This is a genomic window from Syntrophus aciditrophicus SB (assembly GCF_000013405.1).
Lineage (GTDB): Bacteria > Desulfobacterota > Syntrophia > Syntrophales > Syntrophaceae > Syntrophus > Syntrophus aciditrophicus.
Map to the genome: position 1 here is coordinate 818,254 of NC_007759.1, position 21,427 is coordinate 839,680.

A 21,427-nucleotide genomic window follows, 5' to 3' on the forward strand; every position below is an offset into this window, starting at 1 on the left:
GATATAAAAGGACCGCCTTTGTAGAGGCGGTCCTTTTCATTTCAGATTTTTAGATCTTAAAATCAAATCAGCGGAGTTTGAAACGCTGAATCTTTCCGGTGGCCGTCTTGGGAAGTTCATCCATGAAAACAATCCAGCGTGGATATTTGAATTTGGCCAGCCGGTCGAGAACCCACTGTTTCAATTCCTTTTCGAGTTCCGGAGATGGCGCGAAACCTTGTTTGAGGACGACGAAGGCCTTTGGTTTTACGAGATTCTTTTCGTCTTCCGCTCCGATAACGGCGGTTTCCAGAACCGCGGGATGCTCTCTCAGACAGTTTTCCACTTCCAGCGGGGACACCCAGATGCCGCCGACTTTGAGCATGTCGTCGGCCCGTCCTGACGGCCAGAAGTACCCGTCTTTATCCCTGTAATACTTGTCACCCGTGTTGACCCATCCGCCGATGATCGTGCTGGCTGTTTTTTCCTTCTTCCTCCAGTAATAACGGAGTGAACTGTCACCCTTCACCCAGAGCGTCCCGATTTCACCATCAGGCAGCGTCTCGCCTTCTTCACCGACAATCTTGGCTTCGTAACCGGGGACAACCTTCCCGCTGGAGCCGGCCTTGACGTCGCCCAGTGTATTGGAAAGATAGATATGAAGCATCTCTGTTGATCCCGGACCATCGAGAATCTCTACACCAAAGCGTTCCTTGAACCTGTGGTAAAGATCGGGAGGAAGCGCCTCGCCTGCGGACGGGCAGGCCCTGACAGATGAAAGTTCATGCGGCGCCTTGGGATCCGGCGTGATTCCTGCCTCTTTTTCCTGCTTCACCTTGTATTCCAGCATCTGTCCGAAAAGGGTCGGAATGCCGAAGAAGAGCGTTACCTTATAAGTGCTGTTCAGCCGGAATGCCCGTTCCGGAGTGGGGGGATCCGGGTTCAGGACGGACGCAGCCCCTACGCTCAGCGGATAGACCATGCCGTTGCCGATGCCGTAAGCGAAAAAGAGTCGAGCGGCCGAGTAGCAGACGTCATTTTCCGTCATCCCGAGAACGTGCTTGCCATAAGCTTCCGCGACGTACTGCATGTCGGAATGGGAATGGACCGCACCCTTTGGAGCGCCGGTGGTGCCGGAGGTGTATTGCCAGAAGGCGACATCGTCTTTGGTGGTGAACGCGGTTTCCGCTTCCTCGGATGCCTGGGCATACATCTGCTGATAAGGAGTGGAAAATTCTCCATCATCATCGACAACGATCACATCCCTGAGATAACGCAGTTCGCCCTTAATGCCCTTGATTAAAGGGAGAAGTTTTTCTGAAATGACAAGTGTTCTTGCCTGGCTGTCGTTCAGGTAATACTGGTAATCGTCAGATGTGAGCATGGTGTTGGAAGGAACAGGAACGGCTCCTATCCTGACAGCGCCCCAGAACGTGGAAAAAAACCAGGGAGTGTCAAAAACCAGCATGATCACCCTGTCGCCTATCCTGATGTCCAGCTTCCTGAACATGTTGGCCATCTTGTTGACCATTTTCTGCATATCGCGATATGTGTAGTTGCCCTTATCCGTGTAAGCGCAGATCTTGTCGCCACGTCCTTCCTCGATATGCCTGTCGATAAAATAATTGACGGAATTATAAAACTCTTCTGTATAGACCGCCATCTTTGCTCCTCCTCTTCATAATAATTACAATGTAAATTTCAGTTACAATGTAATTACATCGTAAGGCAATAATTTGGCCAACGTGTGCTGAAACAAACCGCGTAGCCCGATAATTGAGAGTAAAAGTAAAAAGATATCGTCAATAATGTAACAATAAAAACAGATTAGAGACGACTGTGAAACTGGAAAGAAAAGTTGGGGGACGTGTTCTCCGTAGATGCCTGGAAGACAGCCTCTTCCCCTCTCTGGAAGGGTATTTTGGCGCTAAATAGTAGCTAAATTAAGGAAATGTAAGGAGAATCTTAAAACGGGCGTGTGGAAAAGATTTTATAGCCTGGAAACTGTTGTTTCCAGGTTGTCTGGAAACTTTTATTGCCATTGGAATCTTATGTTTCCACTTTGATCCGAAAAACAGATCAGCCTGCAAGGTGATACTTTTTCAGTTTTTTTAAAACCGCGGTATGAGAAATCCCCAGCACCCGGCCGATTTGACGGGAATTCCTGTATTTTTTCAATGCCCCGGACAATATATTTTTTTCCGCCTCTTCCACAACCTCTTTCAATGTGGACAAGGGCTCTTCCTTGTGACCGGCCTCCGGAGCCACAGTTTGATCAGTCAGATTCCGGGAGGAAATATTCAGCTTTGTCCCCATGGCTTCAACATCGATTATATTGCCGGAACAGGTGATGACCAGCCGCTCAATCATGTTTTTCAGTTCCCTGATATTGCCCGGCCAGGGATAATTCATGAAATTGCTCAGCAAGGCGGGAGCCATGGTTTTTTCCACGCCGTACTTGGCATTATATCGATTCAGAAAATGATTGACCAATAAAGGAACATCCTCCTTACGCTGCCTGAGGGGAGGAATGGTAATCGGCACAACGTTGAGGCGATAGAAGAGGTCTTCCCGAAACTTCCGTTCCGCAACCAGCTTGTTCAACTCCCTGTTGCTGGCGGCAATGAAGCGAACATCCAGTTTGATGACTCTTGTCCCTCCCAGACGGATAAAAGCACGGTCCTGTACGACCTGAAGAAACTTGACCTGCAGATCCAGAGGCAAATCTTCGATTTCATCAAGAAAAAGTGTCCCTTCCGCTGCCAGTTCGAAAATACCCGGTTTGCCTTCTCGGTTTGCCCCGGTAAAGGCGCCCCGGTTGTATCCAAAGAGTTCCGATTCCAGCAGATGCTGGGGGATTGCACCGCAATTGACCTTGATGAAAGCACCGCGTCTTTTGCTCCAGACATGGATCAGCTTGGCAAGCACTTCCTTGCCGACTCCCGATTCTCCCTGGATTAAAACCGTCACCTCACTGCCGGCGATCCGCCTGGACATTTCGATGATCCTGTACATGGTCGGACTTTCGGTGATCATCTCATTGGCGCGCAAATCGTCTTCAAGCATCCTGTTGAACTCCGTCTGAAGGCGGCTGCTCACCTCCCGCGACTGGGCAAGCTGTTCCTGCAGATTGATGATCTCCGACATGTCTCTCGCGTTGGTCACCATCCTCAGGATATTCCCCTGGTCATCAAACATGGGTGTGGAGGTAACCATGACTTCCTTCCCGGTTCGAATTTTCTGTATGCCGGTGACAGTCTTTTGTTCTTTCCGCGCCCGGCTTTCAATGGATTCAGCATGAAAATGGCCGTTTTCATGAAGAGATTCCATTTTGTGGCCGAGAAAATGCTCCCGGGTCAGTTCGGTTATCCGTAACAGAGCATCGTTGATTTTCAGAACATTTCCCTCACCGTCGGTAATAAGAATGCCATCATGGGATGAGGCGATGATGCCTTCCAGCTCCTTGTTCAATTTCTTACAGGATTTTAATTCCGCCCTGATTTTATCTGATACCGTTGCATCCCGCAGCAGGATCACTGTTTCGTCATCCGATCCGGAGATGGAGTGCACGCAAAGAGTTCTGCCTTGGAAGGTGATCCTTCGCTCATGATGGTGTTGTGGATTGGAATGGATGAAATCCAGCAGTTCAGAGGCCTGCGGCACTGATGCGACGGGATTTCCGATGAGCTGCCCATCGATATCCAGAAATTTCCGTGCGACGGCATTGCACGCAGAAATCATTCCTTTGCGGTCAACAGCAAGGATTCCGTAATTGATGGAATTGAGAACAAGATCAGCGATTTCTTCGCTTTTTAAAGTCCTGTCGCTCCCACGGGAGGAATCAGGCGGGTAAATCATGAACGCGTTCCTTTTTCTTCCTTTGCTCCCGAACTTCTCTCTACTCAGGATCTGTTTCCAAAATCTGTCAAAACTTCTCTCTTCAGTGCCTCCCCGCTTGTAACGGAGCTGCCCGAAATTGTCAAAGTGAATCTCAAACCCGCTCCCCCTTCGGCCGGGATGACTTCACGGCCAGGGTTCGATTCAAGCGGCTGACTCTTTCCCTCCTTCCCGTCGGGAAAGGGCGCGATGACATTCCCTGATCAAATAATCCGGCAGCGGTTCATGGAGGGCGCTATGGAGCAGGTCGTTCGCCCATGGGGCGTCGATGTCGGCCAGGGAACGGATAGCCAGGGCCACTTTCTGTGTTGTATGAGGGTAGACCGGAACCACGCTCATTTCGTCAGGATAAAAGAAGTGAATATATCCCCGGCGCATTGATTTCCCGTAGACATTGATGGTGACACTGTATCCTTCCGCCACATTTCCGAGGCGATGGATTCCCCGATCCAGGGGAAGGATTCCCGTTGACTGGCCTGGATTCATTACGATCGGAAGATGAGGACTCAGATTGGCGAAACCTTCCCGACTTCCATCATCGAGACGGTGATACTTGATTTCGTCCATCGCGCCGAACAGGCAGCCCACCACGCCCCAGGAACCATGATCATGAATGGTGTCCACCATTCCCGGCTCCCAGATGTAGGCAAGGATGACAAATTCGGGATTTGCGCTTCGATATAACGTGATCTCATTGGGCCAGATGGAAGGTTTCTGAGTTTTCCGCCACTTCGGGTCCAGGATGAGACTGGCAAGGGAATCCTGGAACCAGGATCCCGAAGACGTCAATTGGGAAATCAGGATGCGGCCCTGCCTGATCTGTTCATCCAGCAGATGTTGTTCCTTCAGCAACGTTTCAAAAGACTCCACAAACTCATTCAGATTCATGGCCTCTCTTCCTCCTGTTTCATCTCCGACTGTTTATTCTTTTTTCCTGTCGTCAGGAACATCCCGGATATTTCCCCATTTGCGAATATGAGTCCACGAAGCGTAGGCGGGATCATCGGGATCAGCCGCCAACGCCTCCGCTTCCCGCAGATACTTTTTCTGTATGCCTTTTTCACTGTACAGGAGGCGGTCTTCGCCTACCGGGCAGACCTTCGTGCAGATTCCACAGGGATAGGACCGCCGTCTGACCAGTTCCTCGTGCATTTCGAGGCAGGCCAGTTTATCATAATACCCCATTACCTGATCCCGGTGCATAACCAGGGCCTGCTTCGGGCAGCATTTGACGCAGGCCGCGCACTTGATGCAGAGTTCATCCGCCAGCGGGGGATCACCGGGCAGATCCGCGCTGGTGAAGACCGAGACGAAACGAACCCGCGGGCCGAAGGCCTTCGTCAGCAGGCAGTGGCTGACGCCGATCGTTCCCAGACCTGCGTACTTCGCTGCCATGACATGGCTGAAGGCCGCATAAGGGGCATTCCGCAGCGCTTTGAGGCTGGCGTACGTGTCGCGACCGAAAAAGGAAGAGGCGTAACCTTTCCCGTTGAGAAAACGGGCCAGATCGAAGGCAAGCGTATCGAGTTTGCGATTTACGATCGTGTACATTTCCTTGTGAAGCACCGACGGCGTAGTCTCCACGATCGGCAGCAGCATGGGCATTCCCATGACGATCACGGTGCGGGCGAACGGCCATAGCGCCCGTGGACGAAATTCAGGCGGCACCTCTCCCGCCTCATCCCAGCGCTCCACAGGGGCGAACCCCACGAGCTCTGCGTCCCGCTCCCGGCAGAAGCGGATCACTTCGTCTTTAAGATACTCATCTTTCTGAGACATCGAGGTTCCTTACTCCAATAGCCATCGACATGACTGGCGTAGCCAGATGGGGCCACGGAATGAAGCCGGTCGTTCCAATTCCAGATCAGATGCAATGTCGAAACAGCGAGGCAAAGAATGTCCAGGCTTGTGTAAATGGACGTCAAGGGTCCTATGAAGAAGCCTGAGATTTGATATGAAATTGGAATGAGCAGTTATTGTGGATGCATATCATAATAAGTTAACGGGGTATGATTATCAATGAAAATTTGCCGAACGGACCGAGAGCCTTATCCACCCGGGTGGAATGGATTCCGTAAAATTACATTCCAAGGTTCAGGACGGTGAGACAGCGGACGGTCAAAGCCCGGAGGCGGGGCAGGGAGGATGTGCGGGAGACGGCATCCAGGAGATGATGGAGACCGGGGGGGATGTGGGCCCGGAAATCCGCCCGTCCGTTCCGGTGGCCCAGAAAACCGTAAGCGCCCAGGGCCTGCATGAGGCGCTGGGCCGAACCTTCATAAAAAAGGGTTACGAAATCCGGCCATTTCAGGACCTGAGGGGACAGGGCATAGTAAAATTCGAGAAGTTCCATGCGCTCTTGCGTTGTCAGCGATACGTAAGGGTCGTAGAGGAGGGAACCGAGATCATAAAAGGGCGATCCCGTCCGCAGCCCCTGAAAATCGATCAGCACCGGCGTCCGTTCGTGGATTATCACATTCTGCGACTGCAGATCCCGATGGACCAGACCGGTGTCCGATTTCGACAGCAGGCGTATGGCGAGCTCTGCCAGCTCCTTTTCCAGGGCCTCTTCTTCGGCAGGCGAGAGGTTGATTCCGCAGACGGGTTCCACAAATTCTTTCAGGAAATACCTCTGTTCCCATCGATAAAGAGCCGCGTCATACCCTTCCATTAATGCGGGGAGGGGAATTCCCCTGTCGTCATGAAAATATCGATGGAGCTTATGGGCATGCCTGAGAGTCTCTGCATACAGATCGCGGCGGCTCAGCCAGTTTTCATTGCGGCAGCTCCACAGATCTTCATCTCCCAGATCTTCCATGACCACGAAGCAGGCTTCCGGATCATGGGCCAGAACCGTCGCTGCGGCTACCCTCAACTCCAGCAGGAATTGGGCAATATCGGCATAAACGGTGTTTTCCCGGCGTTCCGGATTGTAATGCATGGCAATCACAGAACATGTCCCACCGACATCCATGGGGGCGCCTTCGCTTGTGTTGTCGATTTTATAGATGAGGCGGTAAAAGGAGCGATCCGAACCGCCCTTGGTGAGCGGACTGATGTTCAGCGCCGTTTCCGGGGGAAGAGCGAGTGTCTGCAGGGCGAAATCGACAAGTCTTCGGTGCAGGTCCGCAGTATCTGTATCGGGGATCTTCATCGGGGAGTCCTTGGGTGTCTGTCTTCTGATCCGACTTCTGTGTCTCTTTGTCCTGTTTCCATCGCCGTTTTTCGGCCTTTACCGGAATGGCTGCTTTTTAAGTTCCGGTCCGGAACGCTGCGCGGTTTATCTCTTCATAAGCCTCCAGGGAGCCGATGTCGTACCAGATGCCTTCATCGAGAATCACGCTGCCCACGGAGCCAGGCTGTTCGCGCAGCATGTCGATCAGAACCGGCACGACTGACACCGGATCGCTGGGTTTCAGTCGCCGGAGAAAGGTCTTTTCCACCAGATAGATTCCTGTGAAAAGACAGCGCCGGTGACCGGGATTGCCCAGCAGAAAGCGCATGTCGCAGACCTCTTCCCGGTCGTTGATGCAGACATTGGCCGGTTCCCCGGAACTGCGCAGGGCCAGGGTGACCTCCTTACCCTGAGTCCTGTGGGCCGCGATGAGCCGTTCCAGGGGGAAATCCGTCAGGATGTCGCCATTGTATACCAGTACCCGGTCATCTTCAATCAGGAGGTCTTCGATATTTTTCAGCCCGCCGCCGGTATCGAGGAGGATCGGTTCATAGCGGAAAATGATGGGGATTCCCCGCCACTGCCTGTCGGGGAAAGCTTCTTCGTAGCGGTTCGCGCAGTGATGGGTGTTGATGATGAATCGCCGGATGCCCACAGACCGCAGATGATCCAGGGCGTAGGTGATCAGCGGACGGCCCCGGACCTGCAGCAGGGGCTTGGGGCATGTTTCCGTCAGCGGCCGCAGGCGGGTTCCCAGCCCCGCTCCCAGGACGAAGGCGGTTTTCACAAAAGGGGTGTTCGGAGGCTTCATTTCGTTGATTTTCCTGATTTCTTCCGGTTCATTTTCTATTTCCATCATCCCTTGTAAATCAGAGCTATGCCTTCCGTCCGTAATTCGGGTCAATTTTCACCAGCGCCGCGACGATAAAGCCGGGGATCGTCGAGAGGGAGATCCAGAGGAAAAAGGCGGGATAGCCGAGCCGCTCCTGCAGCCAGCCACTGGTCATCCCTGGGATCATCATCCCCAGGGCCATGATTCCCGTACCGAGGGCGTAGTGCACTGTCTTGTAAGGGCCTTCGGAGACCATGATCATGTAAAGTGAATAAGCCGTGAAGCCGAACCCGTAGCCGAACTGCTCCACGGCGACGGCGGCATTGATGATCAGCCGGTTCTCCGGCTGGGCCAGGGATAGATAGACAAAAACCAGAACGGGCAGGTGCATGATCACGACCATGGGCCACAACCAGAATTTCAACCCCTGGCGGGAGATGGCGTAACCTCCAAGAAGTCCGCCCAGCATCAGGGCGATCGCGCCGACGGTCCCGTAAACGACTCCCACTTCGCCGGTAGTCAGTCCCAGACCGCCCTGCGTGCGGGGGTCCAGGAGGAAGGGGGCGACCATCTTGATCAGTTGCGCTTCGGCAAAACGGTAAAAAAGGAAAAAGGCGATGATGACAATGATTTCCTTTTTGCGGAAAAAGAGGGCGAAAATGTCCAGAACATCCGCCATTGCGCGCGGAGATGCCGTCGCACGGGGAGCGGGCGCGTCCGATGAAGGCCAGGGAAGGACAAAGGCGTGATAAAGGGCGAAGGCCAGGAAGATGGCCGCTCCCAGGAAAAAGCTGACCGACCAGGCCGTCGTCACGCTGAAACCGCTGGATTGCAGGTGGCCGGCGAAGACGACGAGGATGCCCTTGGCGGCGATGACGGCGATCCGGTAGAATATGGTGCGCACGCCCACAAAGGCCGCCTGCTGATACTGCTCCAGCCCGAGCATGTAGAAACCGTCCGCGGCGATGTCGTGGGTGGCCGAGCTGAAGGCCAGAATCCAGAAGAAGGCCAGGGTATAGCGGAAAAAATCGGAAGCCGGGATCGTCAGGGCGACGCAGGCCAGCGCCCCCCCCACGAGCAGTTGCATGAGCACAATCCAGAGCCTTTTGGTCCGGATCATGTCCACCAGGGGGCTCCAAAGAGGTTTGATGACCCAGGGCAGGTAGAGCCAGCTTGTGTAGAGAGCGATGTCCGTATTGGAAATCCCGAGGTTTTTGTAAAGGATCACCGAGACCGTCGTGACCAGGATGTAGGGAATGCCTTCCGCCATATAGAGCGTCGGCACCCATACCCAGGGATTGCGGCGGTCGGGCCTGGCACGGTCAGCGAGGTTCATGTTCTGTGATCCTTATTTATGGGCATGAGAGGCTTCACTGTTTCAGTAAAGCTTTTTCAGGGATGCGCCGCGGAAATAGTGCCTGAGAATGGCTTCCGCCGGGATTCCTTGCGACGCCATGACCGCCGCCCCGATCTGGCAGAGGCCGACGCCGTGCCCCCAGCCGCCGCCGTGAAGGACGAACCGGCAATCCTGGCCGGAGGGGTCCCGCTGGGCCTCCACCACAAAGGCGCTGCTGTAAAGATGAGTGCGGGAAAGCCATCGGCGGATTTCCAGCTCCTTGCCCACCACCACGGACGTTTTCGTCCCCACGATTTTGAGGCGGACGATCCTTCCCGAAGGTCCCCGTTCCAGGGGAATCAGGTCCTGAACGAGGCCGAAGTCGATCCCGGATTTCATCAGCAGGATTTTCCCCAGTTCTTCCTGATCGTAGGCGACCTGCCAGCGGAAGAAGTCCTTTGTTTCCTGATCGAAGGAGGGGAGGATCTGGCGGAGGAGCTTCTCGTCCCGGGTGTTGCAGAAGGCTTCGGGGGAAGACAGGAGCCAGCGCTGCGCCGACGCTTCGTCGAGAACGGGGGGATGGGCGACGGTGGAGTCGGCGATGCTGGACAGGTAAGGATGTGGCGTGTCTTCCCATGTATTTTCGAAGGTTTCCGTCCGCCCGCCGCAGCATTTGTAATAGCGCGCGTCGCAGACGGCATTCCCGTAAACGAGAAACACCCCCCGCGTGGCGTTGACGGCGGCTGCGGTGCGTTGCGGGATCATGCGGGTCAGTCCCTGATAGCGCTGGCAATGGTCGTCGGCGCAGACATCGAAGTTGCGGTGTTCCTCCCGCCCGTACCAGACAATGTGTTCGTTTTCGGAGCGGGAAGGGGATGAGGCCGGGAAAGGGGACTGCCCCCGTTCCAGCATGGCGACAAGCCAGCTCCGGGAGATGATTGCGTGGGCCTCCAGCAGGGCCATGGGGGCCGTGGCGCTCATCTCGGAAGAGATGACGCTGGTGAGGTAATCCTCCAGGGCAATGTCGTTGATGACCGTGAGCCTGCCCCTGCCATCGGACAGAAGTCGAAGATTTCCGGAAAAGGTCTGGGTTTCCTGCCGTTCCCAATGAAACGAAACGCCAATGGTGACGTCCTGAAGCGAGAAACTGGCCTGTTCCCCGGAAAGAAGGTTCAGAGAGTGACGGGCGGCGGTTTCGCCGCCCTTGGAGGCGGTGAGGAAGATTTCATCTCCCCGGGCGCGGACCGAGAAACTCCCGGAAAAAGAGTGAGCGGGATGCTGCGGGGTATGAAAATTCCCGTTCAGACGGCCGGAAATTTCCGTTTTCCGTTCCATGATGCCGACACGAAGGTGAGGTTCCTGATGAATCATGGGCTTCTGACCTGGGAGTGGAATTGAACGACCTTATCGGTGATTCTCCGGTGGGATATCAGAAACCCGGCGGCAATGCAATGAATGATCCGGGAAATTTCACGCCGGGCGGGAGACGTGATCGGAACTTCCGGCAATGAATTCCGCTGCTGATTTTTTGCTATGTTGCTATTTCTGCAGCGAAATGTTATGACTCTGCCCGCGATAAGGCCAGTCCCCTGTCAACTTGTTAATCGGCACTCATGTGAACGTTCGTCTCCTTCGTCATCGAACGGGTTTAGTTTTCTGGAATAGCGCATGCAAACCATCATTAATACCACGAATGCCAAAGTCTCCAATGCTCCCGGAGCATTCATTACGCAGAAGGAATACTCGTTTCCTATCTTTTGTCTTAAATTGGGAACCAGCACTATTCCCAATCAAGCCATCATTTCTACTCAAGCCATGACGTTTGCCATCAAATTCCATAGAGATGCATGGTTATTGATATTTATGCCTTTAACTATTGTGAGTTCGGTGAAAAAAGAAGCAGTATGTTTCTGTATATCTTCTTTTGTGGTGAGATATACAGATTATATAGAATAACTTGATGGACCCGCCTTCAGCCTACTTAAACGGGAATTATGTCAACGGAGGATTTATTATGAATAAAAAATTTCATCTAAATGCTGAGACCCTGCCCGGATTCATCAAAAAAGCTGAAAAAACAATACTGAGACCAAAGACACTGTATAAATGGTATGATATTGTAAATGGGGTGAGTGTCAAACGACAGAATGGAACCACGCAGACGATGTGGGCCGTTGCCTCCAACACTTTCAGAGGTTTTCACAGGATACAAAAAGGCTGCCCTGGGGCATCCATAGTGTTTCGCAATTATTTTGTTTCAAATAAACACAGGCTCCTTACTGAAATATTAAGTGCTAAAAATTCCACAGAGTTGCATCACGTCGAAAAAAGGGTTTGCACCGATATACGCCCTAAATTATCAAACATCAGACAAGGTTCATTAGATTCGTATGGCAGAATACGCAAACCTGTTGATCTATACTTTCAGAATCTTATCTGCATGGCACAAGAACTTGATCGATCAAGAGTTAATCTCGTCCCATACTTATTCCTTGCCCTTGACAGCCAAATGTTCTCCGATCCAAATGTTTTCACAGACGAAGAGCTAAGGGCATTTCATCTGTCTCGACGATCGACATACAAAGACGTTACGGATGAAAAAATGTATATCCAATTACAAGATATACTTTCAAAAAAAGCAACTCAACTCAGCAACCGGGACGCGAAATTTTATAGAATCTATTTTGATATGCTCTGGAATAACAGGCATCAGAATTGGGGATCAAATTTCTTTGAAACAAATCCTTAAAATGGTCGAACAATTAAATCAACCTGACCGGAAATACATGTAGCATTGAACTCTTCAGTGCGTGGCCAGCGGGTTATTTCTGCGTTTGCTTTGAGATCGACACCGCCTGTGTCTGATAGTGAAAATAGCTATAGAAAAACAAATAAGGAGTATGGATGCAGATCTCACGTCTCATAATAAAGAACTTCCGTGGTATTCAGAATGCGAGCATTATCCTATCAAAGCACTCTGTATTAATCGGCGACAATAACACAGGCAAAACCACAATACTTGAAGCCATTGACCTGGCGCTCGGGCCGGACCGTCTAAACCGAGTGCCCCCGGTTGACGTGCATGACTTCTATCAGGGCAAATACATCTCTGACGCATCTGCTGATGAGGTGCCTACGAGTACTAAAGCTGAACAAGGCGTTAAAGCTGAGGGTGCCGTTGATGCAGTAGCTAATAATGCAGATGTCCAGGTTGATGGTGATGTTACCGCTGAAGCACCGCAGATTGAGATCGAGGTTACCGTTGCAGACTTGACCGAAGAGCAGAAGGGTAGGTTCGGCGATTACACCGAGTTCTGGGATACGGCGACCGACACCTTCTATGACCAGCCCAATCCCGCCGGCGTTGATGCTGTCTCGATCAGTGAAGCGCTACGGGTGAGTTTCATCGGCTGGTACGACCCGGAAGAAGATGACTTCAAGGGGAAGACCTACTTCACCCGCAGTCTCTCCGAAGGTGACAACCCTGTGGTGTTCTCCAAGAAGGACAAGCAGATTTGTGGTTTCCTATATCTTCGCTCCCTACGTACGGGTTCACGCGCGCTTAGCTTGGAGCGAGGCAGCCTGCTCGACATCATTCTGCGCCTGAAAGAGGTCAGGCCACAGATGTGGGAGTACACGATAAGCAAATTGGATTCGTACTCGGTTGCGAGTGACCCGGAATTGGGCATTTCCGGCGTGCTGGAAAGCATCAACGCGGCGCTCCAAAAATATGTACCGAAAGAATGGGGGATCGAACCCCATCTAAAGGTGTCGAACCTGACCCGCGAGCATTTGCGGAAGGTAATTACCGCTTTTATCGCCACAGGCGAGGGCCGCCACGCTGCGCCGTTCTATCGGCAGGGTACTGGGACAATAAACATGCTCGTACTGGCGATGCTATCTCAAATCGCCGAAGACAAGCAAAACGTAATCTTCGCAATGGAAGAACCGGAAACGGCCATTCCACCCTATGCGCAAAAGCGGATTGTGCACGAAATCCGCACGCTCGCTTCGCAGACCATTTTCACCTCGCACTCGCCTTACGTGCTTGAGGAGTTCACATTGGAGGAGACTGTTGTCCTCGCTCGGGACGCGCAAGGCGCGCTTCGTCGGTCCGCGATCACCCTGCCTGATAGTGTGAAACTAAAGCGCTATCGACAGGAGTTTCGTACCCGTTTCTGTGAAGGTCTGCTGACCCGCCGCATCTTGGTCGCCGAAGGGGCGACGGAAGCTGCGTCATTTCCAGTTGTGTGTCGGCGTTTGGCGGAGTTGAAGCCTGCCACGTATTCCTCCTTGGAAGCGTTGGGTATCTGCACAATCGATGCCGGTGGGGAGACGAACATCTCCGATTTGGCCAAACTTTATCGTGACCTTGGCAAGCGGACTCTTGCCATCTGTGATAAGCAGACTGATGAGGAAAAGGCACTGATTGAAGCACAGGTTGATACTCTATTCATGCACGACGAAAAGGGTTTCGAAGACCTCGTCCTCAAAAACACCACCGAAGACGCCTTGAAGCGCTTTACCAAATTGATCGTCTGGCCCCAACACCTTCAGCAGAAATACCCAGACCCTGAAGCCCAAGCGCAGGCTGCGTTGAGCGACTATTTCTGTGGAAAAAAGGCCGATTGGGGCGTATCTGATTTCCTCGCGCAGTGCACTGAGGACGAAATACCAGAATGGCTACGGGACACCTGCTTATCCTTGAAAGCAATTTGCGAACCTGTCCACGTTGGTGATGCCGACGGCGGCGCGCTCAACGCACCCGAAGCTCCAGATTCTGAACAGGGAGTAGACGTGGATGCAACTAACTGAGAAACAGACAAAGATCATGGACGCCGAAGGGCACGTCCTCGTCACGGGAGGACCTGGCTCCGGTAAGACTACTATTTCTATTCTCAAGGCAGCGCAAATCGCTGGATGCGGTCTACGTCCAGATCAGAAAATTCTGTTTCTCAGTTTTGCCCGTGCGACCGTTTCAAGGGTTGTTGAAGCCATTGAATATGAGCAACAGATTCCGCACGAGCAGAAGAAACGGATCGATGTCGAGACGTATCATTCGTTTTTTTGGCGTATTCTCAAAGCGCATGGTTATCTAGTCGGCTTACCGAGGCAGCTCTCCATCCTCACACCACCAAGCGAAGCTATAGAGCTTTCGACGATTCGGAGTGGTTATGCGCCAGCGTCCAAACTGAATAATGCTGAGAAAGCCGAGAAGCGTGCAAGGGAAGACGCGGAACGTCTGAGACTCGCACGGATTGAGGGTTGCGTCTGCTTTGACCTTTTCGCGCAGTATACTGGGGATATCCTGCAGGGGAGCAAGCGCATCCGTAAGCTGATCGCCACCATGTATCCAGTCATCATCCTTGACGAATTTCAGGACACAAATGTCGAGCAGTGGCGCGTCGTGCAGGCGCTTGGTGAGCACAGCATATTACTCGCCCTCGCTGATCCTGAGCAGCGCATATATGACTGGATCGGGGCTGACCCTAAACGCTTAAGCCACTTCAAAGACGCATTCGCGCCAACCGAGGTGGACCTCAGCACTGATAATCACCGCAGTGCCGGCATCGATATCGTTGCGTTCGGCAATGACATTCTTACGGGCAAGTTCCGGGAAGAGCCCTACAGGGGAGTGCAAATCGATGTCTATACTCCAAATTTCAATCAGGCTTTTTCTGCTCTAGTTACTACCACTTACAAAGCCAGAAAACGTCTCATCAATAGTGGTCGAGAGGATTGTTCTTTAGCCATCCTCGTGCCTACGAAAAAGATGACTCGCCTTGTCTCGGATAGCTTTCGGTCACCCCTTGCAGGTATGACCAAGATTCCTCATGCGGCCGCCATCGAGACGGAGGCCGCCATCTTGGGAGCCGAGATAATCGCCTTCCTGATGCAGCCCGATATGGACGGCAGCCACTTCAAGCACTTTATCGACCTGTTGCGCAACTATTTTCATGGTAAGGGGGGCGACAACCCAACAAAGGCCGACCTCAAGGAGGCCGAGAATATCCAGAAGGCATATAATGACTGGCGCTCCCGGCAAGCGGCCGGAAAGGACATCAACAAGAGAAGCATCCTTATCGCCATTATCGCTGTTTATGGTACGACGCGCAAGATAGTGCTCACAGGGGATCCTGACAAAGATTGGCGTGCAGTTAGGAACATTTTGGAAGAGGGCGCCTGCCCTCGTCTTAAAAGAGTTGCGGAAGAAGTCCGAAATATCCGCCTTCTGGAACGCGGCACACAGTTAAGACAAGAGCTTTCACAAGACTGGCGCGACAAGGGTGCCTATGACAATGCTCTCAGGATCACCCAACAGGCTTTTGTACGGGAACATTTTTCCACTAACGCCAATCCTGAATCTGGTGTTGTGGTAATGAACATGCACAAGGCTAAGGGCAAGCAGTTCGACGAGGTGATTATCTTTGAAGGTTGGCCGATTAAACGGAAGGGACAACCTCCATACAATGCCGACCGTATTGTTCGGTACAACTCACGAAAGCATGATAGCGACCAATCTCGTCAGAATCTTCGAGTTAGCATAACGAGAGGAAAGTTTCATGCCACGATCTTAACTCCTAAGGGTGACCCTTGTATCCTTCTTATTGGTGAGGGTTGATAAGTGAAGCAAATTGTCTTGATTATTTTATGGCGAAAATGTTGTAACCTAAATAGCTAAAATCACAGTCACCTGGCAGCTAAAGCCTGTGGCTTCCGCTGCCAGGTGACTGTGGGCGATATGCCTTACTAAGGATTAACTTATCTACTCGACATCAGCCCATATTTCATACTGAAATCTATGTCTGGAGCCTGTCTTTATAGGGAATAGAATAATCGGCAACTTAAATATGTCGAGTAGTCAGGTTAAGTATTAGTAAGTGGTGTTCCTTGTAGAAGCTCGGCGTTGCGGATTCAAAGGAGAATCCGATCAACAAGATCGACCGTACCAAGTACGGGGCAATTTTCCTGTATCAGTTTTTTAACATTATCGGTTGAAAGATGCATCTGTTGGGTGATGAAATAGCATTCCACAGATTGAGTTCGCCCGTTGCACCAGTTCCATTAAAACAATAAGCCGACAGATGCATGGGAGGACTCGTCGTGAATGATGTCATTAAGAACAAGATTCGCCAGTTGTACCAGTTCCTGAAGGAAGCCAATCAGCTTCGCTTCCGTCCTGTCCGTGTTCTTTCGGATCAGCCGAAGGTCGTCCGGCTGGCAGACATGCCCAATCATCCAGCCATGCAACTGTTTCGACCGGTGCGTACGGAGAACATCCAGGAGGTCCCGGATTTGCTGCTGCGCGTGAAGCGTCCTCCGTTGACCAAGTGCCCGCCGCCGCCGCCGTCGATTGCCTCGTGGCTGGTACCGAACTGGGACGATCCGGCCAGGACGGTTTCCGTCGCAGAAAGCCAGAACACCACCGACAATGAAAGCAAGACCCTCACCATCCGGTTCGATGAAGACCCGCAGCGCGTGGCTGACTTGAAGGCTTGGTCGGAACAGCGCAAGGCTTGGATCGAGCCCGAACTATCCGCCCGCAAGGCGATGTCCTTCTTCGAGGTGTTCTACGACATCTACTCTGCCATCGAGAAGGATGGCGAAGGACTGGAATTGCTTGTCGCAGATGGGCATTTCCTGTGGAAGGCCACTTCGGGTATTGACGGTCCGGTTACAGTGCATCATCCGGTTCTGCTCAAACGCGTGGAGCTTCGATTTGATCCCAACGTCCCCGAATTTACGATCCACGAAACCGACCGGGAGCCAGAGCTTTACGGCAGCCTGTTCGTCGATCTGGAAGACGTCGCTCCTGCTGCAATCCGTAATCGGAAAAGAGAACTTGAAACCTCGGGCTATCACCCCCTGGGATGGGACGACACCGGAGCCTTCCTGCGCGCCTTCATCCAGACGGTTTCGCCGCTCAAAGGGGAGTTTCTCGACGATCTGCCCCACGATGGTGCTACTGCTACGCCACGGCTGTATCGGGACATGGTCCTGATCCTCAGAAAGCGTGTCGCTGGCATCGCCAACGCCGTCGACGCCATCATCGACGATATTGAACAGCAGGACGTCTTCCCGCCGTCGCTGGCACAGATTACCGGTACGATGGCCGAATGGGAGAGTGCTGGTCTAGGCGAAAGCTCCGGTGCCTGTTCCGCCGGCAGTTTCAGTGGCGGTACGTCAGAGAAAAGCCTTAGTGACGACGATATCCTTCTCGCGAAGGAAGCCAATGACGAGCAAATGCAAATCATCCGTCGGCTCGAACATTGCGGAGCGGTGATCGTCCAAGGGCCGCCCGGTACCGGCAAAACCCACACCATCGGCAATCTGATCGGTCACCTGTTGGCGCAGGGAAAATCCATCCTGGTCACCGCGCAGTCCGCCAAGGCGCTGCGAGTGGTACGCGAAAAGGTGCCAGAAATGTTGCAACCCTTAGCCGTCTCGGTCCTCGGCAGTGACCAGGACGCCCGGCGGCAATTGGAATCCTCCATCAGCTCCATCACCGAACGCCTGACCGGCAATACCGTTGACAGCCTTCTCCAGAAGGCAAAGAACTTCGAGGCCGAGCGCAGGAATTTGTTGTTCCAGATGAAGCAACTGAGCCACAGGCTGCGTGAAGCACTTGAGAACGAGTATCGCGAGATCTTTGTAGGCGACCGGCATTTCACACCTTCCGATGCTGCCCGGTTCGTCTCGATAAACCGTGAAGCACACGACTGGATACCGTCGCCGATTAAACTTGGGACCGAACTGAATCTGACCGAACAGGAACTGGTGCGGTTATATGCCCTCGGCACCTCCTATACTGCGGAAGAAGAACAAGATGCTCGCTACCCCTTGCCGGAGATGGCGATGCTGCCCTCGGAGCGACAATTCCAGATCATGGTGTCAGAGTATCAGCACCTCACGACGATCGACCTGTCGTCTGACGCCAATCACTGGCAACCGTCCGATTGCGGCAGCGAATTGCTGGAGAAACTGGCCACTGAACTGGCAGCGGAATTCTCCGATGACCTGCGTCATCAAGCATGGCGTCCTTATGCCATCGTCGCCGGCATTCACGGCGGTACTGAACGAGAGGTATGGGAACGACTTATTGCCGATATCGAGGAAGCGGCGGAAGCCAACTTGAAGCACGCGCTGGTGCTTCACCACAGCCCGCGACTATCAGAGGCTCTGCCGGTGCATAGGCAGCACCAAATTTCCATCGAAATCTGCGGGCACATCGATACCGGTGGGAAACTTGGTTTCCTGCAACTGGCGACCCACTCCGAGTGGCGTCATTTCATAAAGACAGCGTCAGTCACGGCTGGACAACCGAGTCACCGCGACCATTTCGAGGCTCTCGGACACCTTGCCGAACTCGAGTACCTGCGAGCCAGACTGGAACTAGCGTGGAATTCGATGATCGGGCAACACATCCAGCAGCCGTTCAACAGCCTTGGATCGGCCCCGGAGCTTGCCTGTCGTGCACTCGTTCCTGAAATCCAGCGGTGCCTGGACTGGCACGCTTCGGTATGGGAACCGCTAACAGCCAAGCTGAAGGCTGTGGGACTTAAACTGGATGATCTGATCACATCGCTTACCCGGGAAGCAACGCAGATTTCGGAATATTTGGTTATAGAACGGCTGGCGTCTTCAATACTACCCAAGCTGCTGAGCACTGAAGCAGGGCGTCGTAAACTGTGCGAATGCGAGGCTAACTTCAGTCAGCTTGCTAACCTTGCCACGCAAGTTGATCCGACATCGCCTGATCGCGGCTGCATTGGCCGCATTATCGCCGCCGTCAGGTCGCGTAATCCTGATTCTTACTCTTCGGCACTGGAGTACACGCGGCGATTGCACGCAGTGAAGCCGCTGGTTGCCGAAAGAGATGCATTGGCTGGAAAACTGGGCCTTATCGCACCGGGTTGGGCGGAGCAAATTACCCACCGAGTGCCACCGCATCATGATGGAAAAGTCCCGGGGAATTTTGCTATGGCGTGGACATGGCGACAGTTGCACTACACCCTTGCCGAGCGCGATAAACTCGATACCCATGAACTACAACGACAGATTGACCGGACGCGAGAAACGTTGCGGCAGGTGACGCAATGGCTGATCGATGCCAAGGCCTGGGGTAAACAGCTGGAACGACTGCAAGGAAATCCTTCAATTCGGCAGGCATTGGTTGGTTGGCTAGATGCGACCAAGCGCCTTATTTATACGCGGCAGTTGGACAAGCGACAGACACTCCTTTCCGAATCGCGAAAACTGATGAAGAAATGTGCGGATGCGGTACCGGTCTGGATTATGCCGATCTCAATCTTGGCCGAGAGCTTTGATCCACGCGCGACGCGCTTCGATGTGGTGATCATCGACGAGGCCAGCCAAGCCGACCTTAATGCATTGATTCCACTTTATCTAGGCAAGCAGGTCATAGTCGTCGGAGACCATGAGCAGGTCACGCCCCTGGGTGTAGGCAAAAAACAGACAATCTTGGAAAACCTGCGCAAGTCAATGCTGCAGGATATTCCGAATTCATTCCTCTTCGACAATCTCTTCTCAATCTATGACATCGGGAGGGAATCATTCGGGGATGCGATCCGACTAGTCGAGCATTTCCGGAGTGTGCCTGAGATCATTGCCTTCAGCAATCTGCTTTCTTACGAGGGGAAGATTCGACCGCTGCGCGAATCGAACTCGACGGACATTAAACCGGCATGTGTCGGATGTCGGGTAGACGGGGTACGCGAAGGTGACATCAACAAGGCTGAGGCGCGGCGCATCATAGATACCATCAAGGCGATGATTCGTCACCCGCGTTATACTGGCAAGACCATCGGCATCATCTCCATGCTGGGCGGTGCGCAGGCATTACTGATCCAGTCCATGCTTCATAAGGAAATATCCGGTTTCGAAATCGCTAAGCGCCGCATCCAGGCGGGCATCTCCGGGGAGTTCCAGGGAGACGAGCGTGACATCATGTTCTTATCGATGGTCGATAGCTCGTCAGACGAGGGCCAACTTCGTACCACTGGCGAAGGTGCCTTCGAATTGATCAAGAAGCGTTACAACGTCGCGGCCAGCCGTGCCCGGGACCAGATGTGGGTCATGCATTCGTTTGATCCTGATCTTCACCTCAAAAGCAGCGACATTCGACTCAAGTTGCTTCAACACGTCCGCGATCCACTGGCATCCCTCCGGATCTTCAACCAGGAGGTCGGCAAGACTGAATCACCCTTCGAACGCGATGTTCTTAAGCGCCTTACAAACGCTGGGTACCGCGTCAAGTCGCAATGGCAGGTAGGTTATTACCGGATCGACATGGTGGTCGAGGGTGCGGGCAAGCGTCTAGCTATCGAGTGCGATGGCGACCGCTATCATCCGATGGAAAAGCTGTCTGATGATATGGAGCGTCAAGCCATCCTTGAACGCTTGGGCTGGCAGTTCATAAGGATTCGCGGTAGTGCGTTCTATCGTAACCCGGATCTTGCTATGCGGCCGGTTTTTGATCGACTCGAAGAGTTGGAAATTTTCCCGGAGGCGGATGTCGGCGAGACAACGGCCTCTGACATGACCCTGATCCACGAATTGGACGAGCTGATTAGGGCTGGATTTGGGCCGGAATCGGATGAACCGGAAAACGAGGTGATGGAAGATGTTAGCACGGATGAAAGGGAAAACGACCTCTTTGCCGGTTCCTCGCCGATAAGGCCAACCGACGTATATCCTAGCCAGACCGAGGCACTTCTCGAAAAGCTTGGTGGAACGGCATTGCTTGAGACCTTCCTGCGTGATTTAGCCAATTCGAAAGGTTTCAAACGGCTGGGTGTCAATGTTCGCAAGAAACTGGAGGCGGAACTGGCGATGCTTGTCCGAGAGGGGAAGATTGCAATTGATGGCGGAATCATAAGGCTGCTGTGAACACAAAAAACCAAGAGTGCGACAGGATAGGTGCCGCTACAATTTGAGAAGAGCACAGATATGGAAATTAAACCCAAAAAAACGGAAGCCGACTACGAAGCCACAATTGAGGAAATTGAGCTCAGACAGCTCAGATTCTCGACCCCAAACCAGGCTCGGCGGAAAAAGATCGCCTCAATGTTTTAACAACACGCGTTGAGGCTTATGAGGAGAAGACTAAACTATTCCCTTGCCCGATCCCATTGAGGCCATTTTGTACCTTATGGAAAGTCGAGGCCCTACCCGTTTTGGCTGATTG

At 52.9% G+C, this 21,427-nt stretch carries 13 protein-coding genes; 5 read left to right on the top strand and 8 right to left on the bottom strand.

The genetic code is table 11. The features are described 5' to 3' along the window. Positions 1 to 67 precede the first annotated feature (67 nt). The 8 genes from SYN_RS03820 to SYN_RS03855 form a co-directional block, all read right to left on the bottom strand. Positions 68 to 1,642 carry a benzoate-CoA ligase family protein gene (locus SYN_RS03820; protein ID WP_011416718.1) on the bottom strand — a complete coding sequence of 525 codons (1,575 nt, stop codon included), beginning with the start codon at positions 1,640 to 1,642 and terminating at the stop codon, positions 68 to 70. Between the two features lie 416 nt (positions 1,643 to 2,058). Next, a complete protein-coding gene (locus SYN_RS03825) occupies positions 2,059 to 3,837 on the bottom strand; it encodes a sigma 54-interacting transcriptional regulator (protein ID WP_011416719.1) in 1,779 nt (592 codons plus the stop codon). A gap of 183 nt (positions 3,838 to 4,020) precedes the next feature. After that, the gene (locus tag SYN_RS03830; protein WP_011416720.1) at positions 4,021 to 4,764 is read right to left on the bottom strand and encodes a cysteine dioxygenase family protein; all 744 of its coding nucleotides are present in this window, start codon (positions 4,762 to 4,764) and stop codon (positions 4,021 to 4,023) included. Between the two features lie 33 nt (positions 4,765 to 4,797). Continuing rightward, positions 4,798 to 5,655: an epoxyqueuosine reductase gene (locus SYN_RS03835; protein WP_011416721.1), complete on the bottom strand. Its 858-nt coding sequence runs from the start codon at positions 5,653 to 5,655 to the stop codon at positions 4,798 to 4,800. 301 nt (positions 5,656 to 5,956) lie between these two features. Beyond that, the gene (locus tag SYN_RS03840) at positions 5,957 to 7,030 is read right to left on the bottom strand and encodes an aminoglycoside phosphotransferase family protein (protein ID WP_011416722.1); all 1,074 of its coding nucleotides are present in this window, start codon (positions 7,028 to 7,030) and stop codon (positions 5,957 to 5,959) included. A 97-nt stretch (positions 7,031 to 7,127) separates the two neighbouring features. Continuing rightward, on the bottom strand, positions 7,128 to 7,910 hold the full coding sequence (locus tag SYN_RS15075; RefSeq protein WP_049749892.1) for a nucleotidyltransferase family protein: 783 nt from the start codon (positions 7,908 to 7,910) through the stop codon (positions 7,128 to 7,130). Positions 7,911 to 7,926: 16 nt separating this feature from the next. After that, on the bottom strand, positions 7,927 to 9,219 hold the full coding sequence (locus SYN_RS03850) for an AmpG family muropeptide MFS transporter (protein WP_011416724.1): 1,293 nt from the start codon (positions 9,217 to 9,219) through the stop codon (positions 7,927 to 7,929). Positions 9,220 to 9,261: 42 nt separating this feature from the next. After that, positions 9,262 to 10,590 (bottom strand): SpoIID/LytB domain-containing protein, encoded by a 1,329-nt coding sequence (locus tag SYN_RS03855; RefSeq protein ID WP_011416725.1) that lies wholly within the window; start codon positions 10,588 to 10,590, stop codon positions 9,262 to 9,264. A 297-nt stretch (positions 10,591 to 10,887) separates the two neighbouring features. Between SYN_RS03855 and SYN_RS03860 the strand changes: the two genes are divergently transcribed. The 5 genes from SYN_RS03860 (at position 10,888) to SYN_RS03880 (ending at position 21,129) form a co-directional block, all read left to right on the top strand. Next, a complete protein-coding gene (locus tag SYN_RS03860; protein WP_041584689.1) occupies positions 10,888 to 11,175 on the top strand; it encodes a hypothetical protein in 288 nt (95 codons plus the stop codon). Between the two features lie 58 nt (positions 11,176 to 11,233). Continuing rightward, positions 11,234 to 11,968 carry a hypothetical protein gene (locus tag SYN_RS03865; RefSeq protein WP_049749893.1) on the top strand — a complete coding sequence of 245 codons (735 nt, stop codon included), beginning with the start codon at positions 11,234 to 11,236 and terminating at the stop codon, positions 11,966 to 11,968. 155 nt (positions 11,969 to 12,123) lie between these two features. After that, positions 12,124 to 14,034 carry an ATP-dependent nuclease gene (locus tag SYN_RS03870; protein ID WP_011416727.1) on the top strand — a complete coding sequence of 637 codons (1,911 nt, stop codon included), beginning with the start codon at positions 12,124 to 12,126 and terminating at the stop codon, positions 14,032 to 14,034. Further along, positions 14,021 to 15,841, top strand: a complete 1,821-nt coding sequence (locus SYN_RS03875) for a UvrD-helicase domain-containing protein (protein ID WP_011416728.1) — start codon at positions 14,021 to 14,023, stop codon at positions 15,839 to 15,841. Before SYN_RS03870 ends, SYN_RS03875 begins: the two co-directional genes overlap by 14 nt. A 482-nt stretch (positions 15,842 to 16,323) precedes the next feature. Further along, entirely contained in the window at positions 16,324 to 21,129 is a 4,806-nt protein-coding gene (locus SYN_RS03880) for an AAA domain-containing protein (RefSeq protein WP_158302912.1), read from the top strand. Positions 21,130 to 21,427 lie beyond the last annotated feature (298 nt).

Excerpts from the sequence above, each read along its gene's own strand:
- SYN_RS03855 (WP_011416725.1), bottom strand. The coding sequence starts at position 10,590 with ATGATTCATCAGGAACCTCACCTTCGTGTCGGCATCATGGAACGGAAA.
- SYN_RS03840 (WP_011416722.1), bottom strand. The coding sequence starts at position 7,030 with ATGAAGATCCCCGATACAGATACTGCGGACCTGCACCGAAGACTTGTC.
- SYN_RS03820 (WP_011416718.1), bottom strand. The coding sequence starts at position 1,642 with ATGGCGGTCTATACAGAAGAGTTTTATAATTCCGTCAATTATTTTATC.
- SYN_RS03835 (WP_011416721.1), bottom strand. The coding sequence starts at position 5,655 with ATGTCTCAGAAAGATGAGTATCTTAAAGACGAAGTGATCCGCTTCTGC.
- SYN_RS03825 (WP_011416719.1), bottom strand. The coding sequence starts at position 3,837 with ATGATTTACCCGCCTGATTCCTCCCGTGGGAGCGACAGGACTTTAAAA.
- SYN_RS03830 (WP_011416720.1), bottom strand. The coding sequence starts at position 4,764 with ATGAATCTGAATGAGTTTGTGGAGTCTTTTGAAACGTTGCTGAAGGAA.
- SYN_RS03850 (WP_011416724.1), bottom strand. The coding sequence starts at position 9,219 with ATGAACCTCGCTGACCGTGCCAGGCCCGACCGCCGCAATCCCTGGGTA.
- SYN_RS03860 (WP_041584689.1), top strand. The coding sequence starts at position 10,888 with ATGCAAACCATCATTAATACCACGAATGCCAAAGTCTCCAATGCTCCC.
- SYN_RS03865 (WP_049749893.1), top strand. The coding sequence starts at position 11,234 with ATGAATAAAAAATTTCATCTAAATGCTGAGACCCTGCCCGGATTCATC.
- SYN_RS15075 (WP_049749892.1), bottom strand. The coding sequence starts at position 7,910 with ATGATGGAAATAGAAAATGAACCGGAAGAAATCAGGAAAATCAACGAA.
- SYN_RS03875 (WP_011416728.1), top strand. The coding sequence starts at position 14,021 with ATGCAACTAACTGAGAAACAGACAAAGATCATGGACGCCGAAGGGCAC.
- SYN_RS03870 (WP_011416727.1), top strand. The coding sequence starts at position 12,124 with ATGCAGATCTCACGTCTCATAATAAAGAACTTCCGTGGTATTCAGAAT.